Genomic DNA, 22,589 nt, shown 5'->3' with positions numbered 1-22,589 from the left:
CGGGGCACGGGAGTGGTTCTGCCATGGTGGAGGGGTGAAGTCGAAGCATGTGGTGGTCGTCGGCGGCGGGATCTCGGGGCTGGGCGCGGCCTGGCACCTGAGCCGGGCGGGCCTGCGCGTGACGGTGCTGGAGGGCGGGCCCCGGGTCGGCGGGAAGCTCAAGGTCAGCGAGCTGGCCGGGGTACCGCTGGACGAGGGCGCGGAGTCGATGCTGGCGCGGCGGCCCGAAGCCGTCGGGCTGGTGACGGATCTGGGCCTGGACGATCTGCTGCGGCATCCGGGCACGGCGTCGTCGGCGATCTACAGCCACGGCGGCCTGAAGCCGTTCCCGGCGGGGCAGGTGATGGGGGTGCCGTCCGATCTGACGGCGCTCGCCCAGTCCGGTGTCCTCGACGCGGCGGGCGTCGCGCGGGCGGCCCTGGATCTCGCCCGCAGGCCGACGCCGCGCGGCGGTGACCTCTCGGTCGCCGACTACGTGGGCGACCGCCTCGGCCGCGAGGTCGTGGACAGGCTCGTCGAGCCCTTGCTGGGCGGCGTGTACGCGGGGCGGGCCGAGCTGCTGTCGTTCGAGGCGACGCTCCCGCAGCTCGCCCATGCCAGCAGAGGCCGGCGCTCTCTCGTCCAGGCCGCCAAGGCGATCCAGGAGGCGGCCCCGAAAGACCAGGGCCCCGTCTTCGCGACGATGCGGGACGGGATGGGCTCCCTGCCGGTCCTGCTCGCGGAGATCCTCGTCAAGAACGGGGTGGAGATCCGCACGGAGGCGATGGCGCAGGAGCTGCGCCGTACGCCCGACGGATGGCGGGTCGTGCTGGGCCCGAAGACGGCTCCCGTGCCGGTGGACGCCGACGCCGTCGTCCTCGCGGTTCCGGCGGCCCCCACGGCGCGGCTGCTGGCCGCGGAGGCGCCCGCCGCGTCGGCGGAGCTGGCGGGCATCGAGTACGCCAGCATGGCGATCATCAGTCTCGCCTACCGTGCCTCGGCCTTCCCCGAGCGGCCGCGAGGCTCGGGCTATCTCGTGCCGCCGGTGGAGAACCGCCAGGTGAAGGCGGTGACGTTCAGTTCGGTGAAGTGGCCGTCCCTCACCGAGAAGGACCCCGACCTGGTGCTGGTCCGCGCCTCGATCGGCAGGTTCGGCGAGGAGCGGACGCTCCAGCGCTCCGACGGGGAGCTGAAAGCCGCCGCGATGGCGGAGCTGGCCGACACCTGCGCGGTCGGCGAACTGCCCGTGGACGCCAGGATCACCCGGTGGGGGGGTGGTCTTCCGCAGTACAACGTGGGACATCTCGATCGTGTGGCGAGGGCCCGGAGCGCGCTGGCGGGGCACCCCCGGCTGGCCGTCTGCGGGGCGGCCTACGATGGGGTCGGCGTCCCAGCCTGCCTGGCCACCGCCAAGGCGGCGGCCGTCCGCATCATTGATCAGCTGAGGGAAGTGCAACCGTGACCGACAAGCCCAAGGCCCGCGACCTCAACCAGGTCATCCGCTACACCATGTGGTCGGTGTTCAAGGCGAACGGCCTGCCCGAGGGAGACCGCAGCGCGGTCGCGACCGAGGTCCAGGACCTCCTCGACGGCTATGCGGCCAAGGACGTCACGACGCGCGGCCTGTACGACGTGGCGGGCCTGCGCGCCGACGCCGACTACATGTTCTGGTGGCACGCCGAGAGCAGCGACGACCTCCAGGAGGTCTACCACCGTTTCGGCCGCACCGAACTGGGCCGCAACTCCACCCCGGTGTGGTCGAACATGGCGCTGCACCGTCCGGCGGAGTTCAACAAGAGCCACATCCCGGCGTTCCTCGCCGAGGAGGAGGCCCGCGCCTACGTCTGCGTGTACCCGTTCGTCCGCTCGTACGAGTGGTATCTCCTGCCCGACGCCGAGCGCCGCCAGATGCTCGCCGAGCACGGCAAGATGGCCCGCGGCTATCCCGACGTCCGCGCGAACACGGTCTCCAGCTTCGCCCTCGGCGACTACGAGTGGATGCTCGCCTTCGAGGGCGATGAGCTGTACCGCATCGTCGACCTGATGCGTCACCTGCGCGCCTCGGAGACCCGTCGCCACGTCCGCGAGGAGATCCCGTTCTACACGGGCCGCCGCAAGTCCGTCACCGAACTCGTGACCGAGCTGCCTTAAAGGTCATCCCGGAACCATCCGGCCGTGCCGCACCATGCGGCGCGGCCTCTGTCTTTCTCGGGGAATGTGAGAGTGCGGTATCCGGTGCGGATCGCCGCTGTGAAAGTCATCGAATCACCGGGAGCCGGGGGAGGAGCCGACGACCGGGTAAGTCCCCCGCGACCTTCTCCAGGAGTTCCTCCCGGCCACGATGGGTGTGCTGCTCGAGCGTTTCCCCGGCCTCAGGGTCGGCTGGTCCGGAACCGTCCGCCACGCCGGGATCGCGGCCCGCGGTGCCGACGACCTGCCCGTGGTCCTCGACAAATGACCCGACGGGTCCACGCTCTCCGCCCCGGGCGTGGACCCGCTCGTCGAGGCACGAGGGCTCGCGGTCGGCCGGCCGTCACCCGCGGCGGAGGATGCGGGCGGTCAGGGTGGGTTTGCGGCCGTGGACGAGGCGGGCGGCGCGGCGGCCGATGAGGAGGTAGGCGAGGAGGACGCCTACCGAGTTGAGGATGATGTCGTCGACGTCGAAGGTGCGGCCGCTGACGGCGAAGTGCTGGACTATCTCGATGCCGAAGGAGAGGACGGCACCGACGATGGTCAGGCGAAGGGGGCCGCGCAGCGACTTGAAGAGGATCGGGAGCATGACGCCGAGGGGCGCGAGCAGGGCCAGGTTGCCGCCGATCGCGTGGACGGCCTCCTTGATGCTGGGCCGGTCCAGGTAGAAGCGCAGGGTCTTGCCCGGTTCGCCGTTGCCGACGGCCCAGCCGTTCGGATCGGGGACGGGCGTCAGGGTGAACCGGTACGCCCAGTAGCAGAACACCACAAGAGCCGCCAAGGTGATGACTCCGGTGAAGAATCGAAGGATCCGCCGCACGATGCCGCGACCCTTCTTGCCCGGCGCCTTGCTCCGCGCGGCCGGAGGCTTCGCCACCGGGGCCGTCTCCGTGGGCTTGGACCGGCCGAACCAGGTCCGTCCCGTGCCCGTCACCTTCGCTGTCTCGCCGCTCACCGTAGGCCTCCCGGAAACGCTCATTCCCGGCCGGGCAGTGCAATATTCGATGAACGGGAGGGTCAAGGTGTGTCCGGGCCCGGTCAGGACAGGGCCCGGAGTCGTGCGTCAGGCCTCTTCGAGGCGGAGCGAGACGCTGTTTATGCAGAACCGGTCGTCCGTGGGCGTCCCGTAGCCCTCGCCGTGGAAGACGTGGCCGAGATGCGAATCACACGCCGCGCACAGCACTTCCACGCGGCGCATGCCGAGGGTGTCGTCCTCGCGCAGGATCACCGCGTCGGAGTCGGTCGGGGCGTAGAAGGACGGCCAGCCGCAGTGGCTGTCGAACTTGGTCTCCGAGCGGAACAGCTCGGCCCCGCAGGCGCGACAGTGGTACACGCCGACGGTCTTGGTGTCGGTGTACTCGCCGACGTAGGGGCGCTCGGTCCCCGCCTGGCGGAGGACGCGGAACTCCTCGGGGTCGAGGATCGCCCGCCACTCGGTCTCGGTCTTGTGGACTTTCTCCATGCCCGGCACGCTACTTCCCTTCTCGGCCAGAGGTTGCCATCGGGTGCAACCTTCTGCGGGTTGCGGGTGTTCCCGGGGGGTAAGCGTGGACCATGGCCTTCCTCGAACTGCCGGTGGGCGACCGGATCGTCAAGGTAACCAACCCTGACAAGCCGTACTTTCCCCAGGCGGGGCTGACCAAGCTCGACCTCGTCTCCTACTACCTGTCGGTCGGCGAAGGCATCCTGCGCGCTCTGCGGGAACGCCCGACGACGCTGGAGCGCTGGCCAGGAGGGGTGGTGGAGGGCGCCGTCATGTCCACCCGGGCCGACCCGAGCGGGGGCGACGCGTTCTACCAGAAACGGGTCCCCAAAGGCGCGCCCGACTATGTTCGTACGGCGAAGATCGACTTCCCCTCGGGCCGTTCCGCCGACGAGGTGCGCCCGACGGAGCTCGCCGTCGTCGCCTGGGCGGCGAACCTCGGCACGATCACCTTCCACCCGTGGCCCGTGCGCGCGGCCGACGTCGACCACCCCGACGAGCTGCGGATCGACCTCGACCCGCAGCCCGGCCGCGACTTCTCCGACACCGTGCGGGTCGCGCGGGAGGGCGTGCTCCCCCTGCTGGACGAACTCGGCATGACCGGCTTCCCCAAGACGTCAGGGGGCAGGGGTCTGCACATCTATGTCCGGATCGAGCCGCGGTGGAGTTTCACCCAGGTCCGCCGGGCCGCGCTGGCGCTCGGCCGTGAGCTGGAGCGGCGGATGCCCGACACCGTGACGACGAAGTGGTGGAAGGAGGAGCGCGGCGAGACCGTCTTCGTCGACTACAACCAGAACGCCAGGGACCGGACGATCGCCTCGGCCTACAGTGTCCGGGCCCGTCCGAACGCGCCGGTCTCGGCGCCCCTCTTCTGGGACGAGCTGGCCGACGCCGACCCCGCCGACTTCACCGTGAAGACGATGCCCGCCCGGTTCGCCGAGGTCGGCGACAGGCACGCCGCGATAGACGACGCCGCCTTCTCCCTGGATTCCCTGCTGGACATGGCCGACCGCGACGAGAAGGACCATGGCCTCGGTGACATGCCCTATCCACCGAACTATCCGAAGATGCCCGGCGAGCCGAAGCGCGTCCAGCCGAGCAAGGCCAAGGATTAGGCCCGGCGCAGCGCCTCGGGTCGGTGGACGGCCGTGCCGCCGGAAGCCTCGCTGCGCACGAGGTACTGCGGCTCGTCAGGGGAGGCGCGGACGGTCCGGCCCGCCTCGTCGGTGTCGGAAGTGATCTTCTTGAGGACGGTGCCTTCGGCGGTGGAGCCGTGGGAGTTCCACCTGACGCGGTCGCCCTTCCTGAACTCGGTCATGGGGAAGTCGTACCCGAACAGGGGAAAACGGCGGGTTGTCCGGGGGTAAGCGCACGGTATGACGGATACGGATGTGCTGATCATCGGGGCGGGCATGGCAGGGCTGGCCGCGGCGCGGCGGCTGCACCGGTCGGGCCGCCACTTCCTGCTGCTGGAGGCGGCCGACCGGATCGGCGGGCGGGTCGCCACCGACACGGTGGACGGCTTCACCGTCGACCGCGGGTTCCAGGTGGTCAACACCGCGTATCCGCGGCTGGCGTCGCTGGTCGACCTCGCGTCGCTGCGGATGGGCTTCTTTCGGGCGGGCGTCCTGGTGCGGCACCGGAGCGGCCTCGTCCGGTACGCGCATCCGCTGCGCGATCCCGGGGGCGTTCCGGGGATGCTCCAGGGCCTCGCCGCGCACCGGATCGGCTCGGCCGCCGACCAGGCCAGGCTCGCGGCGCTGCTGGCCCGCTACGCCGGGCTCCCGCCGGAACGCGTCCTGGCCGAGCCGGAGCGCACCGCGGCGGCCGCGCTCGCCGGGCTCTCCCCGGAGATGATGGACGGGCTGGTCCGGCCCTATCTCGCGGGCGTCTTCGGCGATCCGGACCTGCGCGTCTCCGAGCACGTCCTGGCGATGGTCGTCCGCTCGTTCGCGCGCGGCAGGATCGGGCTGCCCGAGGCGGGCGTGGCCGCCGTGCCCGAGGCGCTGGCCGCGCCGCTGCCGGTCGGCTGGATCCATCTGTCCCAGCGGGTGGAGCGCCTGGACGGCACGGCTGTCCAGACGTCGGCCGGCCGGATCACCGCCCGCGCCGTCATCGTGGCGACCGATCCGCGGACCGCCGCGGCCCTGCTGCCGGACCTCCCGGCGCCCCGCATGCACCCGCTGACGACCGTTTACCACTCGGCTCCGCGCTCTCCCGCGGTCGAGCCGATCCTGTACGTGAACGGCGATGGACGGCGGTCGGGCGGCGGCGTCGTCAACACGGTCGTGGTGAGCGACGCGGTCCCGTCCTACGCGCCGCCCGGCCGCTCCCTGATCGCCTCGACCCTCGTCGCGGCCGACGCCGACGAGCGGGCCGTCCGGATCGAGCTGGCCCGTGTCTACGGCGCCCGGACCGCGGACTGGGAGCACGTGACGACGATCCGCATCCCGGAGGCCCTGCCGGACGCGTCACCTCCGACCCACCGCCTCAGGCGTCCCGTCCGCGTCGCCGACGGGGTCTACGTCGCCGGCGACCACCGCGACAGCCCGTCGGTCCAGGGCGCACTCACCAGCGGCTGGCGTGCCGCGGCCCTCGCCGAGTCCGATCTCGCCGCCCACGACGGGCGGCGCCTTCCCGTGGGAGGGCGTTCCGCGAGCTGATCCGCGGGCCGCCGCCGACGGTCAGGCCGCGCGCGCCGGGACGCGCAGGACGGTCCAGCCGCAGCCGCCGAGGAGCACGATGCCCGTGCCCACCCCGGACGTCAGCGCGACGGCGTCGCCGGACGCGCCCGCCGCGGCCATGGCGACGCCCACCGCGCCGAGGACCGCGGCGGCCCCGCCGACCCAGCCGATCGACGGCTCCCGCCACACCCGGGCGAGCGCGACGAAGTGCGCCCCGACCACGAAGGCGATCCACGCGGGCACCGCGTCCGGCAGGTCGAGGGGCCCGTTGAGCAGCGCGTTCCCGCCGAGGAAGGCGGCGAGTTCGACGGCCAGCACCAGCCGGTAACCAGGGCCGAAGCCGGGCCTGCCCGCCTCGTCCGGCGCCGGCGTCTTCCGCGCCCGCCACAGCCCGCCGAGCACCGCGAGGAAGACGACGGCCCCGCCGATCCGCAGCACCAGATCGACCGGCGCACCCGCGGCACCCGCGTTCACCTCCACCCACACCAGTCCGAAGACCGCCCCGACCAGCACCCCGATCCGATCCGGCGTCATCCCGCCTCCCCCCGCCCGACCGGCCGGGCCAACGACCCGAGATGTCCCGATCATGCGAAGTGCAGCATTATCAACCGTTTTCGGAGGTGCGGCCAACCGCGAACGCCGCACCGCTGTCCAGGCGGCGCGGCGTCCCGTCGGGAGGCTCGAGGGCTAGAGGTCGAGGACGACGCTCTTCTCCCGGGTGTTGTCGAGGAGAGCGTCGTGGCCGTAGCCGCTGTCGTTCCAGCCGCCGAAGGGGAGGCCGGGGGCGACGCGGCGGAAGGTGTTGACCCAGACGTAGCCCGCCTGGATGTCCTGGGCGGCGCGCTGGGCGGTGGCCAGGGACGTGGTCCAGACTCCGGAGGCGAGGCCGTAAGGGGAGTCGTTGGCTATCGCGATGGCCTCTTCGTAGGTGTCGAAGGGCAGGACGACGGCGACGGGGCCGAAGATCTCCTCTTGGCAGACGCGCAGGGAGTTGTCGGGGGTCGCCAGGAGGGTGGGCTCCACCCAGTAGCCTCCGGCGAACTCCTCGGCGACGAGTTCGGCGCCGTGGCGGCCGCCGTAAAGGAGTTCGGCGCCCTCCTTCTGGCCGAGCTCGATGTAGGAGACGACGCGGTCGTACTGCTCACGGGAGACGATCGGGCCCATGGTCGTCTCGGGCGACTGGGGGTCGCCGAGGCGGATCGCGGCCATCCGCTCCTTCACCTTGGCGATGAGCTCGTCGTAGACGGGCCGCTGGACGAGGATGCGGGAGCCCGCGAGGCAGGCCTGGCCCGCGTTGCCGGTGAAGATCGCGCGGGTGGAGACGCCCTCGGCCGCCTTGTCGAGGTCGGCGTCGGCGAAGACGATGTTGGGCGACTTGCCGCCGAGCTCCAGCGCGAGGGGCTTGAGCGCGTCGGTGGACGCGCGGGTGATGATCTTCGCGGTCTCGGTGGAGCCGGTGAGGCTGACCCGGCCGACGTCCTTGTGCCGGACGAGCCGGTCGCCGACCTCCTCGCCGAGCCCGGAGACGATGTTGAGCACGCCCTTGGGCAGCACGTCCTTGAGCAGTTCGGCGAGCCGCAGCATCGAGACGGTGGCCTGCTCGGCGGGCTTGATCACCACGGTGTTGCCCGCGGCGAGCGCGTAGGCGGCCTTCGCGGAGAACGTCGAGATGGGGGAGTTCCACGGGATGATCCCGACGACGACGCCGTAAGGCTCGCGCCGGGTATAGCCCATGCTTCCCGGGCCGAAGATCACCGACTTGCCCTCGACGGCCTGGGCGGCCTCGCCCGCGGCGTTCTGCCACAGGTAGGTCATGCCGGGCAGGTCGAGTTTGGAGGTCTCGTTGATGATCCGGCCGTTGTCGCGGGTCTCGAGTTCGGCCAGCTCCTTGGCGTTCGCGGTGAAGACCTCGGCGACCTTGCGGAGCATGAAGGTCCGGGCCGCCGCGGACATCCCCGACCACCTCGGGAACGCCTTCTTGGCCGCGGCGACCGCGTCGTCGGCGTCCTGGGCGGTGCCCCGGGGAATGCGCGCCCATACCTGTCCGGTGGCCGGATCGACCGAGTCCAGGGTCTGCGCCGAGGTGCGCAGTTCGCCGCCGATCAGGTGCGCATAGGTCTTGATCTCGGTCATCGGTTCCCTTCCCGCGAGATAGCGGACCAAGCGTACGCTTGTTTGTGAGGGGAAGGGAACCCTGGGACGTCAGTCGGCGATCGCCTCGTAGTTCACCACGCGCCAGCCGGTGGCCGGATAGGGGTCGACCAGGTAGTGGTTCGAGCCGCCCTCGTACCTCCGGTAGCAGTCGAAGGCGTAGCTGTAGCCGTGTTCGCTGCCCGCCACACAGCCGTCGAGCTCGTCGGAGAGCGGCGCGGCGGTGGCGAAGACCTTCTCCACCGTGCGGGGTCCCGCCGCCGTCAGCGCGGCGGTCTTGTCGTCCGCGATCCGCGCCCTGAGCAGGATGGTGACGGCCTCCCTGGCGTCGGCGAACATGACCGCGGTGGGCGAGCTCGCCGCCGGGACCGGTTGCGGGCCTCCGGACTCGGCGATGCCGGCGGGGTCGGCGCTCTCGGGGGCGGCGCTCTCCGGGGAGGCGTCGCCCGAGGCGGACGCGGACGTCGAGGGATCGGGCAGGAGTCCGCCGTCGGAACCGGTCACGGTGCAGCCGGTGAGGGCGAGCGCCGCGACGGCCGCGGTGAGGACAAGCAGACGGGGCAAGGGGCCTCATCTCTCTCGAGGGGATGCCTGGTGTGACGCGCCCCGCTCCGCCCCGGTTCGCCCCGACAGCTCCTGGACCTCCGGTGAACCCGCAGGTGGCGGCTAGGTCAAGATCTGGTCGAGGTCGAACTCGACGGGAACCTCGAGCTGCTCGTACGTGCAGGACTCGGGCGTCCGGTCGGTGCGCCAGCGGCGGAAGCGGGCGGTGTGCCGGAAACGGTCGCCTTCCATGTGCTCGTAGGCGACCTCGCAGACGAGTTCCGGCCGCAGCGCCACCCAGGACAGGTCCTTCTTGCCGGTCCAGCGCGACACCGCGCCCGGCATCCGGTCCGCTTCGCCCTGCGACGCCCACGCCGACCAGGGATGCCCGGAGACATCGGACATCCGGTAGGGCTCCAGTTCGGCGACGAGCTCCTCGCGCCGCTTCATCGTGAACGACGCGGCGACGCCCACGTGCCGCAGGGCGCCGTCGCCGTCGAAGAGGCCGAGCAGCAGCGAGCCGACGATCGGACCGCTCTTGTGCCACCGGAACCCGGCGACGACGCAGTCGGCGGTCCGCTCGTGCTTGACCTTGAACATCAGCCGTTTGTCGGGCGCGTAGGGAAGGTCGGCGCTCTTGGCGACGACGCCGTCGAGTCCGGCGCCCTCGAACTCGTCGAACCAGCGCGTGGCGACCTCGAAGGAGTCGGTGATCGGGCTGAGGTGGACGGGCGGCCGGGCCTTCGCCAGCGCCCGCTCCAGCAGGGCGCGCCGCTCCTTGAACGGGGTCTCGAAACAGGTCTCGTCACCGAGGGCGAGCACGTCGAAGGCGACGAAGGAGGCCGGGGTCTGCTCGGCGAGCAGCCGGACCCGGGACTCGGCGGGGTGGATCCGCTGGGACAGGGCGTCGAAGTCGAGCCGGGAGCCGCGCCGGATGATCACCTCGCCGTCGATCACGCAGCGCTCGGGCAGTTCGGCCTTGACCGTCTCGACGAGTTCGGGAAAGTAGCGGGTGAGCGGTTTCTCGCCCCGGCTGGACAGGACGACGTCGTCGCCGTCGCGGAAGACGACGCAGCGGAAGCCGTCGAACTTCGGCTCGTAGTAAAGGTCTCCCCGCGGCATGGTCTTGACCGCCTTGGCCAGCATCGGCGCGACGGGCGGGCTGATCGGCAGGTCCATGCCCCAAGATAACCTGGGTCGCATGAGGCGTCTGCTGCCGGAACCCGAAGAAGGCGTGGACCCGTACTACGAGTACGGCGTCGCGGGCGACTGGCTGCGCGTGCACATGGTGGTGAGCGCCGACGGCTCGGCCACCGACGAGGACGGCTGGTCCGACGGCCTGGGCGGCGCCGCCGACTTCCGGGTCTTCCGTGCGCTGCGCGCCCTCGCCGACGGGATCATGGTCGGCGCGGCGACGGTCCGCACCGGCCGGATCAAGCCCGCGCGGCTCACCAAGGAGATGGCGGCGCGCCGGGGCCGTCCGCCCGCACCGATCATCGTGGTGAGCCGGTCGCTGGATCTCGACTGGGAGGCCGCCCTGTTCGCCGAGGGCGAGCCGATCGTCGTCACCTCGGACGGGGCGCACTCGCCCGCGCCGTCGCATGTGCGGGTGGTCTCGGCGGGCGACGGCGACGTGGACCTGCGCCTGGCCGTGCGGAGGCTGCGCGAGGAGCACGGCGTCCGCCACCTCCTGTGCGAGGGCGGCCCCGGACTCACCACGTCGGTGCTACGCGAGGGCCTCGCCGACGAGTTGTGCCTGAACATCGCGCCGACGCTGCTCGGCACCCCGCACCACACCAGGCTCGTCGGCGATCTGGACGGCCGCCGCGAACTCGCGCTCGACGCTGTCTATGAGGACGAAGGGGTACTTTTCCTTCGCTATCGCCCAGAGGGCCGACCGACTGCTTGACACCACCGCCGTGGAAACAGAGTCTCCATGACAAACATGGACAACATGTCCATCACAGGCCACTCACCGATCTTGATCTTGAGTGTCCAAAACGGAAATCTCTGATCATCCACTTCCGCACGGTGTGTCTTAGGAGTACGTCTTGTCCAAGGCCCTCTCGGTCCTTGCCGCCCCCCTTCTCGTCCTTGCCCTTGTCTCTCCCGCCCAGGCCGCCGCGCCACCCGAACTGGTGCAGGGCGCGGAGGAGGCGGTGACCGAAGCCCTGCCCGGTGTGGAACTGACGGGGCAGAACACCCATACCGTGCCCGGAGACATCGCGGGCGGCGGCGCGGTGAAGGTGGAGACCGCCGAGTTCCACGGTGCGAAGACGGTGGCGGTCACCCGCGCGGTGGGCGCGGTCTACGAGGTGTCACCCGACACCGTTTCAGGGCGGGTCGTGCAGACGACCACCGTCAAGCGCGCGAAGGCGGGCAACCGGAAGCTCCGTTTCGTGCACACCGGTGTGCCAGGCGTGTCCGGGCTCCTCGGCGCCACCTGGACCGAGCGGAGCGGCGTCAACTACAGCGTCGTGGCCCGCGAGCCGGTGAGCCGCGGCGAACTGCTGAAGATCGTCAAGGCGCTGCCCGCCGACACCGCGCGGGTCCCGGCCAAGGTGCGCAGGCTCGTCGAGAAAGCCGAGCCGCCGAAGCGCTCGGCGGAGCGCTCGACCTCCAGCCTCTTCGTCGACGGGGCGAACGCCTCCGGCGACGACTGGGGCGACGAGGCGACGCTCTGCAACGGCTGCGCCTACTCCACGAGCAACTACACCTGGCTGTGGCAGAAGGTGGTCGCCGCCGACGGCATCTCGATCGGCATCGACTGCTCCTTCGGCCCGGCGACCGCGACCGCGACCCGTGCCTGGCAGAGCAAGTGGGGGCTCGGCGTCGACGGGATCGTCGGCGCCCAGACCCGGAACGCCGCCGACGACGGCCTGTGGCTGAACACCCAGGTGGACGTCGTCTACGTGGGGTCGAGCTCCTTCGTCTACTTCCAGCGGCTGACCTCCAACGCCTACTACAACTACAACGGCACGAAGAAGATCGCCTACACCTACAGCACCCTCTGCTGAGCCGCGGGGCCCCGAGAGTCCGCGGGTGCCTCCGAGTCCGCCGGGATTCGGGGGCACTCGCGTGACAACCTCCAGAGGCCCCAGGACGTGTAAGGGGTGTCGGCCGGAGGGAGGGGCATGTGAACGAGACCGAGGCGGACTTCACCCGGTTCGTCAAGGATCGCGGCACGGCGCTGCTCCGGTTCGCGACCGCGCTCACCGGCGACCGGCACCACGCCGAGGACCTCGTCCAGGCGGTACTGGAGCGGGCCTTCCCGAAGTGGAAGCGGATCTCCCGGCGCGGCGATCCCGAGTGGTACCTGCGGCGCTCGATCGTCAACGCGGCCAAGGACGGCTGGCGGAGCGACACCCGGGCGCTCACCTTGCTGGAGCGGGTGGGCGGTGAGGAGCCCGTGGCGGTGCCGTTCGACGACTACGTCCGGCGGGACGCCGTCCGGAGGGCGCTGCACGAACTGTCGCCGGGACAGCGGACGGTGATCGTCCTGCGGTACTGGGAGGGCCTGTCCGAGGCCGAGACCGCCGCGCTGATGGACGTCACCGTCGGCACGGTGAAGAGCCAGACGCACCGCGCCATGCGCGCGCTGCGCGGATCGGTGGAGCTGGCGGACGGTCCTCCGCCGGACGCCGAGAGCGAGATGGCGGGAGGAAGGCGATGACCGCGGAAGACGAGTTCGCCGCGCGCCTCGCCGCGCTGGTCCGTGAGAGCGTCGAAGAGGATGTGTGCGACGTGGCGGCTCCCCATGACCTCGCCGCGCGGGTGCTGACGGGGCGGCGCCGCAGGGGATGGCCCCGAGGGATCACCGTCTCCTTCGCGGTGATCGCGACGGCAGCGGCGGCCGTCACCGTTCCGGTCATGTCGAGAGTCCCCGGCGAGGAGCCCCGCCCGGCGCCGGCGGACACCGTGCTGGAGGCCCTGGACCTGCGGTCGGTCCCCGGGAACCTCCCCGAGGGCATGGGAGTGGCGGACGCGGGCCCGGAGGTCGCCGAAGTCGAGAAACACCCCCCGGCCGGCTGGACATGGCGGATCTGGCATGTGCGCGATGCCAAGAGCGGACGGCGGGCGCAGGTCACCGTGATCCAGGGCGTGTCGCTCCAGGACTATGCCGAAGAGACCCTGCTGGCCGCCGACGCCGACTCGGCGCAATGGGCGGGCTGCGGATACAGCGTCGTGAGACGGAAGGTCGCGCGTGCCGTGTGCGAACAGCAGACGGGTCTGCTGGTGGAGGTCCTCGGGGCCGGGATCAAGCGTGAGAGAGCAATCGAGATGGCCGCACAACTGGAGGTAGTCCGATGATCGGCAGGATCCACTTCACCAAGAGCAAGGCACAGCAGGAGGACGAGGAGCGGAACTCGGACTGAGGTCCTCCGGGACTTCGGAACACAGGCTCCGCCGCCGGCGCGCGGCGGCGGAGACGGGGGCGGCCTGCGCGGGGCCGCCTCCGTCAGAGGTCGGCGGGGGCGGCGAGCCGTCCCCGGACGGCCGTCGCGGCGGCGACGGCCGGGGAGACGAGGTGGGTGCGCCCGCCCTTGCCCTGCCGGCCTTCGAAGTTGCGGTTGGAGGTCGAGGCGCTGCGCTCGCCGGGGGCGAGCCGGTCGGCGTTCATCGCCTGGCACATCGAGCAGCCCGGGTGGCGCCACTCGGCGCCCGCGCCGGTGAAGACCTCGTGCAGGCCCTCCGCCTCGGCCTGGAGGCGGATCCTCGCCGAGCCGGGGACGACGAGCATGCGGGTGCCCTCGGCGACGCGCCTGCCGCGCAGTACCTCGGCGACGACGCGCAGGTCCTCGATGCGCCCGTTGGTGCAGGACCCGACGAAGACGGTGTCGATGGCGACGTCGCGCAGCGGGGTGCCGGGCGCGAGGTCCATGTAGGCGAGCGCGCGCTCCGCGGCGGTGCGCTCGGCCTCGGTGGGGAACGACGCGGGGTCGGGGACGGCGGAGCCGAGCGGGGCGCCCTGCCCGGGATTGGTGCCCCAGGTGACGAACGGGGTCAGCGCTGAGGCGTCGACGACGAGTTCGGCGTCGAAGACCGCGTCGTCGTCCGTGCGCAGGGTCCGCCAGAACTCGAGGGCCCGGTCCCATGCCGCTCCGGCCGGGGCGTGCGGGCGTCCCTCGAGGTAGGCGAAGGTCGTCTCGTCGGGGGCGATCATCCCGTAGCGGGCGCCCGCCTCGATCGTCATGTTGCAGACCGTCATCCGGCCCTCCATGGACAGCCCGCGGATCGCCGCGCCCCGGTACTCGATGCCGTATCCGGCGCCGCCGCCCGTGCCGAGCCGGGCGATGACGGCGAGCACGAGGTCCTTGGCTCCGACGCCCGGCGGCAGTTCGCCCTCGACGGTGACGGCCATCGTCTGAAACGGCGGGGACGACAGCGTCTGGGTGGCCAGGACGTGCTCGACCTCGGAGGTGCCGATGCCGAAGGCCAGGGCGCCGAACGCGCCGAGGGTCGCGGTGTGGGAGTCGCCGCAGACGATCGCCATGCCGGGCTGGACGACGCCGAGCTGCGGTCCGATCACGTGGACGATGCCCTGGTCGGGGTCACCGAGGGAGTGCAGGGGGATGCCGAACTCGGCGCAGTTGGCGCGGAGGGTGTCGACCTGGGCGCGCGAGAGCGGGTCGCTGATGACCGTGGGGTCGTCGGTGGGGACGTTGTGGTCCTCGGTGGCGAGGGTGAGGTCGGGTCGGCGGACGCCCAGGCCCGCCGTGCGCAGCCCGGAGAAGGCCTGCGGACTGCTCACCTCGTGCAGCAGGTGCAGGTCGATGTAGAGCAGGTCGGGCTGCCCCGCCGCGCGGTGCACGGCGTGCGCGTTCCAGATCTTCGTCGCGAGGGTCAGGCCGGCCATCGACGCCTCCCAGGGTCTGCGCCGCTCAGGAAGACGGCGCCGGGGGTGAGGGGAAACGTCGTATCGCCTTGCGAAACGACGTTTCCGCAAGGCTAACCCACCGGATGGCGGTGCCGAAAGGGGAGGGATCAGGCGGAACCGGCGGTGGCCGCCGAGATGAGCGTCGCCATGATCAGCGCGGTGCAGCGCTCGACCAGCTCGGGCCGCTCGGCGGACAGGTCGCCCTGGAGCCAGTCGGTGAGGATCTCGCTGAAGCCGCCGACGATGAAGCGGGCGGCCATCATGATCTCCCGGCTGGGATCACTGTGCAGGATGGGCTCGCCCGTCATCATCTTGGCGAACATCTGCGAGGTGGCCAGGCGCCGCTCGGCCAGCACGGGGCTGGCCATCGCCTCGGCGAGGACGAGCCGTCCCTTGCGCGGGTCGTCGCCGTAGAAGTCGATCACCGTGGTGACCACCGCGCGCACCCTGTCGGTGGTGCGGTCGGGCGCCGCCAGGAGCGCGGCCATGGCCGCCTCGCGCAGGTCCGCGACCACCCCGTCGTAGACGGCGGTGATCAGGGAGTCCAGGTCCTGGAAGCTCTCGTAGAAGTAGCGCGGGGTGAGCCGCGCCCGCTCGATGACGCCGCGGACCGTGGTGCCGCGCAGGCCCTCGGTGCCGAGGAGCGCCAGGCCCGCCTCCAGGAGGCGGGCCCGGCGCTCGGCGACGCGGACCTCGGGGCTCGCGCCGCCATAGATTCGGCGGCTGGGCACGGCATTCATGCCGACATCCTGACAGAACGCCTGTCCCGAGAAGGCATCTCCGTGGAAAGACTGGAACAGTCGTTGTCAAATGTGTGGGAGTTCACAAGATCGCGCCGGGTGCGTAGGCCGCCGCGGCCGGGTGCCGCTTGACGACCTCGGCGATCCGCTCGGCGACCTCGGCGACCTGCGCCGCGGCGGCGCCGGTGAAGGACAGCCGGTCGGCCATGAGCGCGTCGAGGTCGGCCCGGTTCAGCGGCAGCCTGTCGTCGGCGGCCAGCCGGTCCAGGAGCTGGTTGTCGGCGGCGCCCTGCTCGCGCATGGCGAGCGCGGAGGCGACCGCGTGCTCCTTGATGGCCTCGTGCGCCTCCTCGCGGCCCACGCCCGCCTTGACCGCGGCCATGAGCACCTTGGTGGTGGCCAGGAACGGCAGGTAGCGGTCGAGTTCGCGGGAGACCACGGCGGGGAACGCCCCGAACTCGTCGAGGACGGTCAGGAAGGTCTCGATCAGGCCGTCGAGGGCGAAGAACGCGTCCGGCAGGGCGACGCGGCGGACCACCGAGCACGACACGTCGCCCTCGTTCCACTGGTCGCCGGCCAGCTCGGCGGTCATCGAGGCGTAGCCGCGCAGGATGACCATGAAGCCGTTGACGCGCTCGCAGGATCGGGTGTTCATCTTGTGCGGCATCGCCGAGGAGCCGACCTGGCCCTCCTTGAAGCCCTCGGTGACCAGTTCGAGCCCGGCCATGAGACGGATGGTCTTGGCCAGCGACGACGGCGCGGCGGCCAGCTGGACCAGGGAGGACAGCACGTCGTGGTCCAGGGAGCGCGGGTAGACCTGGCCCACGCTGACGAACGCGGAGCCGAAGCCCAGGTGCTCGGCCACCCGGCGCTCCAGGTCGGCGAGCTTGGCGGCGTCCCCGCCCAGCAGGTCGAGCATGTCCTGGGCGGTGCCGACCGGGCCCTTGATCCCGCGCAGCGGGTAGCGCTCGATCAGGTTCTCCACCCGGGCGAGGGCGACGAGCAGTTCGTCGGCGGCGCTGGCGAAGCGCTTGCCCAGGGTGGTGGCCTGCGCGGCGACGTTGTGGGAGCGGCCCGCCATGACCAGCTCGGAGTACTGGGCGGCCAGCGAGCCGAGCCGGGCCAGCACGGCGACGGCGCGGTCGCGGACGTGCACGAGGCTGAGCCGGATCTGGAGCTGCTCGACGTTCTCGGTGAGGTCGCGCGAGGTCATGCCCTTGTGCACGTGCTCGTGCCCGGCGAGGGCGTTGAACTCCTCGATGCGGGCCTTGACATCGTGCCGGGTGATCTTCTCGCGGTCGGCGATCGAGCCGAGGTCCACCTGCTCCAGCACCCGCTCGTAGTCGGCGAGTGCCTGCTCGGGGACGTCGATCCCGAGCCCGGCCTGGGCGCGCAGGACGGCCAGCCAGAGCTGCCGCTCCAGCTTCACCTTCTGCTCGGGCGACCAGAGGACGGCCAGCTCCGGGGAGGCATAACGGCCGGCGAGGACATTGGGGATGCGGGGCTTGGTGGTCACGTTCGCCGAGTCTATCGGCCCCCGCGGAGAGTCAGCAGGTCAGGCCCTCGGGCGGCGGTCGCGCCGTGGAGGGGGAGCGGGCGCGGGTGTTGTGCGAATGTCCATTGAAGCCGGGGCTCAGATCATCAACACTGGTGTCCCGAGATAGTCGGATAAATCTGGCTGTTTCGGGACCCCTGAACACCGGCCGATCTCCCCGACCCCCCCGCGGAGCGCACATGTTCAGCACCTCGCTCGCCTTCCTCGGCGCCCTCGCCGCCTCCTGGCTGCGCGCCATGGGCCACGCCTACGCCGGGTACCTCGACCCCTACTGGATCGCGGAAGACCAGCTGGAGGCCGAGAACTGGGATTGGAGCATCCCCTACCGCTGGTACGAGGCCTCCCGCTGACGCCTCAGCCCCGCAGCAGGCCGCGGACGAACGGCAGCGTGTCCGGCAGCGAGGCGAACATGTTCCCGCTGTGGTCGGCGCCCGGGTAGAGCTTGAAGGTCACCGGGGCGCCGTTCCGGCGCAGGTCCGCGGCGAGCTTCAGCACCAGCAGCGCCGGGACGTCGGTGTCGCGCGCCCCGTGGGCGACGTAGAAGGGCCGCGGGTAGCCCTTCACGGGGATGGCCAGGGATTCCCGGAGGGCCTGGATGAGGCGCCTGTCGACGAGCCGGCGGGAGAGGATGTCGCCGATGCCGATCCCATCGGCCTTGATCTCGGCCGACAGCTCCGGGTAGCACAGGCGCAGGGCGTCGGCCATGACGGCCTTGCCGCGCGGGGTGAGGAACCTGTCGATCTCCAGGTCGGGCCGGTTCGCGCGCAGCGCGGCCATCACGTAGGAGAAGTAGGTCGTCAGGCCGTGCAGGGGGAGGTCCGGGAGGTACGGTCCGGCGAGCGGGACGAGGTTCTCCAGGTTGGCCGAGACGCCGGTGGCGACCCCGCCCCGGAAGTCGAGTTCGGGGGCGTGCCCGGCCGCCGCGTGCAGCGTGAACATCGCCGCGTGCCCGCCCTGGGACTGGCCGACCACCACCCACTTGCGGGCGAGCGACGGGACGATCGCGCGGGCGGCCCGGACGGAGTCCGCGACGTTCTCGGCCTCGCTCGGCCCGTCGACGTAGGCCGCGACGCCCTTGGTGCCGAGCCCGGCGTAGTCCGTCGCGACGATCGCGTAGCCCTCGCCGAGCCAGCGCGACAGGTAGCGCACGTCCCGCTCGGAGAAGCCCGTCCGTGAGGGCGCGCAGCCGTCGCCGATCCCTACCGTGCCGTGCGCCCAGGCGACGACGGGCCACCCGCCCTCGGGCGCCTCGCCCTTGGGCAGGTGCAGCATTCCGCTGCTCACCGCGGCCCGGCCGCGGGAGTCCCGGGTCCAGTACCGGAACCGCTTGGCCGCCCCCGCCTCCGGCAGCCACAGCTCCCTTTTCAGCCGCTCGGCGGCCACGACCGCCCCCGGCCCCGTCCGCCGCTCCTCGGCCCGTGCCGGCGCCGTGAACCCCGCCGAGACCAGCCCTGCCGTGACGAACAGGGCGGTGGCCCTCCGGAAGATCCTCATCCCGTCGTTGTACCGTCGCCCCCGGCACCCCGACAGGGCCTCCGCTGTCCGCTACCGGTCCTGCGCCGCCTCAAGGGGAAGCGGAGTCCTGCGGCCGCCCTCGACGAGGCGGGGAGCGGGCCATGGCCGGCGCGGTGGACCTCGCGGCGCTCGGCCTCCGGCGGGCGGGGCGGGCCTGCCCGGGCGCCTCCGGCAAGGCGAAGACGGGGCCCGGAGAGAGCCCCGCCTCGTCGCCGCGGGTTCAGCCGCGCAGGAAGTCCAGGAGGTCCTGGTTGAACTTCTCCTTGTCACCGGGGACCAGGGCGATGCCGTGGGAGCCGCCCGGGTAGACCTTGAGCTCGGCGTTCGGGATGAGCTTCGCCGACTTGCGGGCGGTCGCGTCGATCGGGACGACCTGGTCGTCGTCGCCGTGCACGATGAGCGTCGGGATGTCGAACTTCTTCAGGTCCTCGGTGAAGTCCGTCTCGGCGAAGGCGGTGACGCAGTCGACGCCGGCCTTGATGCTCTCCTGCATCGCCATGTACCAGAAGGCGTCCCGGTTGCCTTGCGTCACCCGGTTGTGCGGGCGGTTGGCGCTGAAGAAGCCTTCGGACGTGTCCTTCCAGAACTGCGAGCGCTCTTCGAGGATGCCGCGCTTGATGTCGTCGAACACCTTGTTCGGGACGCCCTCGGGGTTGTCGGAGCTCTGCAGCATCAGCGGCGGGATCGCCGACAGCAGGACCGCCTTGCCGACGCGTCCCGTGCCGTGGCGGCCGATGTAGCGGGCGAGCTCGCCGCCGCCCATGGAGTGCGCGACGAGGACGACGTCGCGGAGGTCCAGGGCCTCGATGAGCTGGGCCAGGTCGTCGGCGAAGGTGTCGAAGTCGTAGCCCTTCCACGTCTGGGTGGATCTGCCGTGGCCGCGCCGGTCGTGCGCGATGCCGCGGAATCCGTTCTCGGCCACCACCTTCATCTGGTCCTGCCAGGCGTCGCCGTTGAGCGGCCAGCCATGGATGAACACGACGGGCTGGCCGGTGCCCCAGTCGTTGTAGAAGATCTCGGCTCCATCGCGCATCGTCACGAAGCCCATGGACGTCCCCTTCGTTGTGGCTGCTGTGCTGCCTGACGGATTCGACTGAACCAGGAGATCTTTCAAGTCAGGGGAGATCAGCCACCAAACCTGGACAGCCGGACGAGACCTTTCCCCACCGTGAACCCGCGAGGCCACTGATTTGGCACCCTTTTGTCCACGCGCCGGGAACTTCTGGCCTGGGCGCTAATCCGAGGCGCCGAGCGCCTTCTTGAGCTCGGCCTTGGTCATTTTCGACCTGCCCTCGACGCCCTTCTTCTTGGCCTCGGCGTAGAGCTGGTCCTTGGTGCGGCCCTTCTCCCGGTTCGTCCCAGAGCGCTGCCCGCCGCGCTTCTGCGGCGAGGTGTCCTCGCGGGACAGCCTGCTCGACGTCTTGGCCTCGCCCGCCTGGGCGCGGTTCTTGTTCACCGTGCGGGCCGCGATCTCCTCGGCGCGCCGCTCGCCGCGTCCCTGCTTCCGCTCGGACTCCTTGATGTGCTCGTACTGCCGTTCCCGCTTGTCGCTCCAGTCCTGACGGGGCATGCCGCCTCCTTCTGTCGTCTGCTTCCGTCAAGGCCCTACCCCGAGAAGTGCCGGCGATAGGGGTGATCTGCAGATGTTCGGTGGCTTCCGATGGGGAAGGTCGGTAATGAGGGGCGCGCCGGACGATCCGGCGCGCGGAGGGGGAAGACATGGGGACCAAGGTCGAACCGGAGCCGCCGCCGGAACCGGAGCCCGAGCAGGAATCCGAGAAGGCCGCCCGCCGCGTCGCGCGCGGCCTCGCCCAGGGAGTCCCGCCGGAGGAACTGGACCAGGCGGACGCCGAACGCGTCGCGGAGACGACGTCTTCGCCGCAGCCGCCGCTCGACGAGCGCAAGGAGAGGCCGCGCCGCTACCCTCCGCGGCCGCCGTCCGCGGAGGACTGATCGCCCGGCCCCGTCCGCGCGCGCCGGCGACCCCAGAAGACCGGGGCGAAGTACCAGAAGAAGATCAGCACGGCGAAGGCGGCGGCGGCCAGGCCCGCGGCCCAGCCGAGGCCGAGGACGACGTCGGTGACGACGAACAGGGCGCCGGACATCGCCAAGGCGAGGGCGGCGAGTCCGGCGAGCGCGAAAGACGAGGCCGCGTGGACGAGATCGCCCTTACGGCCCTGGCGGAAGACCCTGCGGTGGAAGCCCACGGGCGCTATCAGCAGGGCCGTGGCGACCGTCGCGCAGAGCAGCGTGAGGATGAAGACCGTACGGTCCAGCCCGGACGTCTTGGTGAAGCCGTACTGGAAGGGCAGCGTGAGCAGGAACGCGAAGAGGATCTGCACTCCGGTCTGCGCCACCCGCAGCTCCTGGAGCAGTTCCTCGTAGTTGCGGTCCAGGCGCGCGCTCTCGGTCTCGTGGCGGTCGTCTCCGTCACGGGGCGCGGGTCGTGCGGTCGCGGGCACCGGCGGACGCCTCCTCAGGGCCCGCCGACGGAGAATCTCAGCCGGTACGGGCTGAGGCTTCCGGGCAGCGGCAGTTCGGGCGTCGGCCTTCGACCTCCGGTCTGCCGGAACACGCCGCCCGCGAGCAGGGAGGCGAGGAAGACGGTGGAGGCGAGCATGACCACGTCCTGGCCCGGACAGGCCGCGGGACCGCCGCTGAACGGGACCACCGACCAGTCGGCCCCGGCCGTCCCGTCGAGCCACACGTCGGGCGTGAAGGCGTCGGCGTAGGGCAGGGCCTCGGAGTCGCGCTGGGTGAACACCGCGGGGATGAGCACGCCGGTCCCTCCCGGGAGGACGTCCCCGCCCCAGGCGACGTCCCGGGTGGCGTCGCGGAGGATCGCCGGGGTGGTCGGCCACAGCCGCACCGACTCAAGGACGCACGCCCGCACATACCCGAGGGCGACCGGGTCCTGTTCGATCGCCGTGCGCGCGCGGGCCTCGTGCACGGGGTGCGAGGCGAGCAGCGCGAGCGCGCGGAACAGGACGAGTCCGGCGGAGTCGAAGGCGAACAGCCACTGGGGCACCTGGTCGTAGGGCGCGGTCTCCGGGCCGTACGGGGTGCGCGCGACCACGGCGGCGAGGCTGCCTTCGTCCGCCCGGCGCAGGTGCGCTTCGAGCCTTCCCCTGAACTCCTTGTACGTGCGCTCGCTGCGCGGCGCGTATCCCCAGTTGGCTTCTCGGCGCAGCCTGAACAGGGTGTCGGTGACGGCGTGGTCGTCGCGTGCCTTGTCCCCGAGGACGATCCGGCGCAGCACCCGCGCCCAGGACACGCGCATCTCGTCCCAGCGCAGTTCGCCGCGCTCCTTGGCGAACTCCAGCAGGACCGCGGCCTCCTCGCGGGCGACGCGTGCGAACGTCTCGGCCTGCCGGGGCAGCCCCCGGCCGGTGTCGAGCACCTCTTCGTTGAACAGGCGGCGGGCCCTGCGCTCAGGCCCGGACGAGACGAGCACCCCCTTGGGCTGGAACCTCCCTACGGCGTGCCGCTTCTCCAGGTTGGCGACGGTGAAAGGCTCAGGCTCGCCTTCCAGGACCCGTCGCACCCCTTCGGCGTCCAGGACGAGCGCGAGCCGCCGCTTCGGCAGCCGCAGCAGCAGCACCCGGCCCCTGCCGTATTTGGCCCGCATACGCCGCAGAACCCGCACCGACACCCGGTCGGCGTCCACCAGATCCCCGAGGTCCACCATGAGCGGCCACCGCGCGAGCAGACCGCGGGCGACCAGCGGTACCAGCACGGTCCCGCAGATCAGCGCCGCGTCGGTGGGCGACACCCGGGCCACCCCGTCGGCCCGTGTGCGCTCCCGTGCCCGGATCGCCACCATCGCCTGCCCCCTAGAAAGTGGACAAACCTCCCATTCCTCCCCTTCCCC

The 22,589-nt window shown here is 71.4% G+C and carries 25 protein-coding genes; 10 read left to right on the top strand and 15 right to left on the bottom strand.

What is annotated here, in order from left to right; all coding sequences use genetic code 11:
* Positions 1-34 precede the first annotated feature (34 nt).
* Both hemG and hemQ read left to right on the top strand, forming a co-directional pair.
* Positions 35-1,441 (top strand): protoporphyrinogen oxidase, encoded by a 1,407-nt coding sequence (gene hemG, locus EDD29_RS33840; RefSeq protein ID WP_123668331.1) that lies wholly within the window; start codon positions 35-37, stop codon positions 1,439-1,441.
* Between the two features lie 47 nt (positions 1,442-1,488).
* Positions 1,489-2,130: a hydrogen peroxide-dependent heme synthase gene (gene hemQ, locus EDD29_RS33835; protein ID WP_123670838.1), complete on the top strand. Its 642-nt coding sequence runs from the start codon at positions 1,489-1,491 to the stop codon at positions 2,128-2,130.
* Positions 2,131-2,512: 382 nt separating this feature from the next.
* Here hemQ and EDD29_RS33830 read toward each other — a convergent pair whose 3' ends face one another.
* A complete protein-coding gene (locus EDD29_RS33830; protein ID WP_246053137.1) occupies positions 2,513-3,124 on the bottom strand; it encodes a VanZ family protein in 612 nt (203 codons plus the stop codon).
* Between the two features lie 108 nt (positions 3,125-3,232).
* Positions 3,233-3,631 carry a peptide-methionine (R)-S-oxide reductase MsrB gene (gene msrB, locus EDD29_RS33825; protein WP_123668329.1) on the bottom strand — a complete coding sequence of 133 codons (399 nt, stop codon included), beginning with the start codon at positions 3,629-3,631 and terminating at the stop codon, positions 3,233-3,235.
* Positions 3,632-3,723: 92 nt separating this feature from the next.
* Here msrB and ligD point away from each other — a divergent pair, with 92 nt between their 5' ends.
* Positions 3,724-4,767 carry a non-homologous end-joining DNA ligase gene (ligD, locus tag EDD29_RS33820; protein ID WP_123668328.1) on the top strand — a complete coding sequence of 348 codons (1,044 nt, stop codon included), beginning with the start codon at positions 3,724-3,726 and terminating at the stop codon, positions 4,765-4,767.
* Here ligD and EDD29_RS33815 read toward each other — a convergent pair.
* On the bottom strand, positions 4,764-4,970 hold the full coding sequence (locus tag EDD29_RS33815) for a hypervirulence associated TUDOR domain-containing protein (protein ID WP_123668327.1): 207 nt from the start codon (positions 4,968-4,970) through the stop codon (positions 4,764-4,766). The genes ligD and EDD29_RS33815 overlap by 4 nt on opposite strands.
* Before the next feature lie 58 nt (positions 4,971-5,028).
* On the opposite strand from EDD29_RS33815, the gene EDD29_RS33810 reads away from it, so the two are divergent.
* Positions 5,029-6,315 (top strand): NAD(P)/FAD-dependent oxidoreductase, encoded by a 1,287-nt coding sequence (locus tag EDD29_RS33810; protein WP_123668326.1) that lies wholly within the window; start codon positions 5,029-5,031, stop codon positions 6,313-6,315.
* A 21-nt stretch (positions 6,316-6,336) separates the two neighbouring features.
* Here the strand turns inward: EDD29_RS33810 and EDD29_RS33805 are convergent, their stop codons facing one another.
* The 4 genes from EDD29_RS33805 to EDD29_RS33790 form a co-directional block, all read right to left on the bottom strand.
* The gene (locus tag EDD29_RS33805; protein ID WP_123668325.1) at positions 6,337-6,870 is read right to left on the bottom strand and encodes a hypothetical protein; all 534 of its coding nucleotides are present in this window, start codon (positions 6,868-6,870) and stop codon (positions 6,337-6,339) included.
* Between the two features lie 153 nt (positions 6,871-7,023).
* Positions 7,024-8,469 (bottom strand): aldehyde dehydrogenase family protein, encoded by a 1,446-nt coding sequence (locus EDD29_RS33800; protein ID WP_123668324.1) that lies wholly within the window; start codon positions 8,467-8,469, stop codon positions 7,024-7,026.
* Between the two features lie 69 nt (positions 8,470-8,538).
* Positions 8,539-9,051: a hypothetical protein gene (locus tag EDD29_RS33795; RefSeq protein WP_123668323.1), complete on the bottom strand. Its 513-nt coding sequence runs from the start codon at positions 9,049-9,051 to the stop codon at positions 8,539-8,541.
* Positions 9,052-9,153: 102 nt separating this feature from the next.
* Entirely contained in the window at positions 9,154-10,209 is a 1,056-nt protein-coding gene (locus EDD29_RS33790; protein WP_123668322.1) for an ATP-dependent DNA ligase, read from the bottom strand.
* A gap of 22 nt (positions 10,210-10,231) precedes the next feature.
* Here EDD29_RS33790 and EDD29_RS33785 point away from each other — a divergent pair, with 22 nt between their 5' ends.
* The 4 genes from EDD29_RS33785 to EDD29_RS33770 all read left to right on the top strand — a co-directional run bounded on the left by EDD29_RS33785 (position 10,232) and on the right by EDD29_RS33770 (position 13,341).
* Positions 10,232-10,939 (top strand): dihydrofolate reductase family protein, encoded by a 708-nt coding sequence (locus tag EDD29_RS33785; RefSeq protein WP_123668321.1) that lies wholly within the window; start codon positions 10,232-10,234, stop codon positions 10,937-10,939.
* Positions 10,940-11,081: 142 nt separating this feature from the next.
* Positions 11,082-12,047, top strand: coding sequence for a peptidoglycan-binding domain-containing protein (locus tag EDD29_RS33780; RefSeq protein WP_123668320.1), 966 nt, complete (start codon positions 11,082-11,084; stop codon positions 12,045-12,047).
* Positions 12,048-12,166: 119 nt separating this feature from the next.
* Positions 12,167-12,703 (top strand): SigE family RNA polymerase sigma factor, encoded by a 537-nt coding sequence (locus EDD29_RS33775; protein ID WP_123668319.1) that lies wholly within the window; start codon positions 12,167-12,169, stop codon positions 12,701-12,703.
* Complete coding sequence (locus EDD29_RS33770) at positions 12,700-13,341, top strand: hypothetical protein (RefSeq protein WP_123668318.1); 642 nt, start codon at positions 12,700-12,702, stop codon at positions 13,339-13,341. Before EDD29_RS33775 ends, EDD29_RS33770 begins: the two co-directional genes overlap by 4 nt.
* 148 nt (positions 13,342-13,489) lie before the next feature.
* Here EDD29_RS33770 and leuC read toward each other — a convergent pair whose 3' ends face one another.
* The 3 genes from leuC to purB all read right to left on the bottom strand — a co-directional run bounded on the left by leuC (position 13,490) and on the right by purB (position 17,164).
* A complete protein-coding gene (gene leuC, locus EDD29_RS33765; RefSeq protein ID WP_123668317.1) occupies positions 13,490-14,887 on the bottom strand; it encodes a 3-isopropylmalate dehydratase large subunit in 1,398 nt (465 codons plus the stop codon).
* Between the two features lie 128 nt (positions 14,888-15,015).
* Positions 15,016-15,648, bottom strand: a complete 633-nt coding sequence (locus EDD29_RS33760) for a TetR/AcrR family transcriptional regulator (RefSeq protein ID WP_123668316.1) — start codon at positions 15,646-15,648, stop codon at positions 15,016-15,018.
* Between the two features lie 82 nt (positions 15,649-15,730).
* On the bottom strand, positions 15,731-17,164 hold the full coding sequence (purB, locus tag EDD29_RS33755) for an adenylosuccinate lyase (protein WP_123668315.1): 1,434 nt from the start codon (positions 17,162-17,164) through the stop codon (positions 15,731-15,733).
* A gap of 218 nt (positions 17,165-17,382) precedes the next feature.
* On the opposite strand from purB, the gene EDD29_RS45905 reads away from it, so the two are divergent.
* Entirely contained in the window at positions 17,383-17,553 is a 171-nt protein-coding gene (locus EDD29_RS45905; RefSeq protein ID WP_170201690.1) for a hypothetical protein, read from the top strand.
* A gap of 4 nt (positions 17,554-17,557) precedes the next feature.
* Here the strand turns inward: EDD29_RS45905 and EDD29_RS33750 are convergent, their stop codons facing one another.
* The 3 genes from EDD29_RS33750 to EDD29_RS33740 form a co-directional block, all read right to left on the bottom strand.
* On the bottom strand, positions 17,558-18,697 hold the full coding sequence (locus EDD29_RS33750; protein ID WP_123668314.1) for an alpha/beta hydrolase family protein: 1,140 nt from the start codon (positions 18,695-18,697) through the stop codon (positions 17,558-17,560).
* 241 nt (positions 18,698-18,938) lie between these two features.
* On the bottom strand, positions 18,939-19,766 hold the full coding sequence (locus EDD29_RS33745; protein WP_123668313.1) for an alpha/beta fold hydrolase: 828 nt from the start codon (positions 19,764-19,766) through the stop codon (positions 18,939-18,941).
* 186 nt (positions 19,767-19,952) lie between these two features.
* A complete protein-coding gene (locus EDD29_RS33740) occupies positions 19,953-20,288 on the bottom strand; it encodes a plasmid stabilization protein (protein WP_123668312.1) in 336 nt (111 codons plus the stop codon).
* A gap of 149 nt (positions 20,289-20,437) precedes the next feature.
* Here EDD29_RS33740 and EDD29_RS33735 point away from each other — a divergent pair, with 149 nt between their 5' ends.
* Positions 20,438-20,671 (top strand): hypothetical protein, encoded by a 234-nt coding sequence (locus EDD29_RS33735; protein ID WP_123668311.1) that lies wholly within the window; start codon positions 20,438-20,440, stop codon positions 20,669-20,671.
* Here EDD29_RS33735 and EDD29_RS33730 read toward each other — a convergent pair.
* Together EDD29_RS33730 and EDD29_RS33725 are read right to left on the bottom strand one after the other, a co-directional pair.
* Positions 20,638-21,180: a DUF6328 family protein gene (locus EDD29_RS33730; RefSeq protein ID WP_211360086.1), complete on the bottom strand. Its 543-nt coding sequence runs from the start codon at positions 21,178-21,180 to the stop codon at positions 20,638-20,640. The two genes, EDD29_RS33735 and EDD29_RS33730, sit on opposite strands and share 34 nt — an antisense overlap.
* 14 nt (positions 21,181-21,194) lie before the next feature.
* A complete protein-coding gene (locus EDD29_RS33725; protein WP_123668310.1) occupies positions 21,195-22,541 on the bottom strand; it encodes a cytochrome P450 in 1,347 nt (448 codons plus the stop codon).
* Positions 22,542-22,589 lie beyond the last annotated feature (48 nt).

This window comes from Actinocorallia herbida, from assembly GCF_003751225.1.
Taxonomy (GTDB): domain Bacteria; phylum Actinomycetota; class Actinomycetes; order Streptosporangiales; family Streptosporangiaceae; genus Actinocorallia; species Actinocorallia herbida.
Note: the sequence above shows the minus strand (reverse complement) of the source record. Positions and strands in the feature narration are given on the sequence as shown.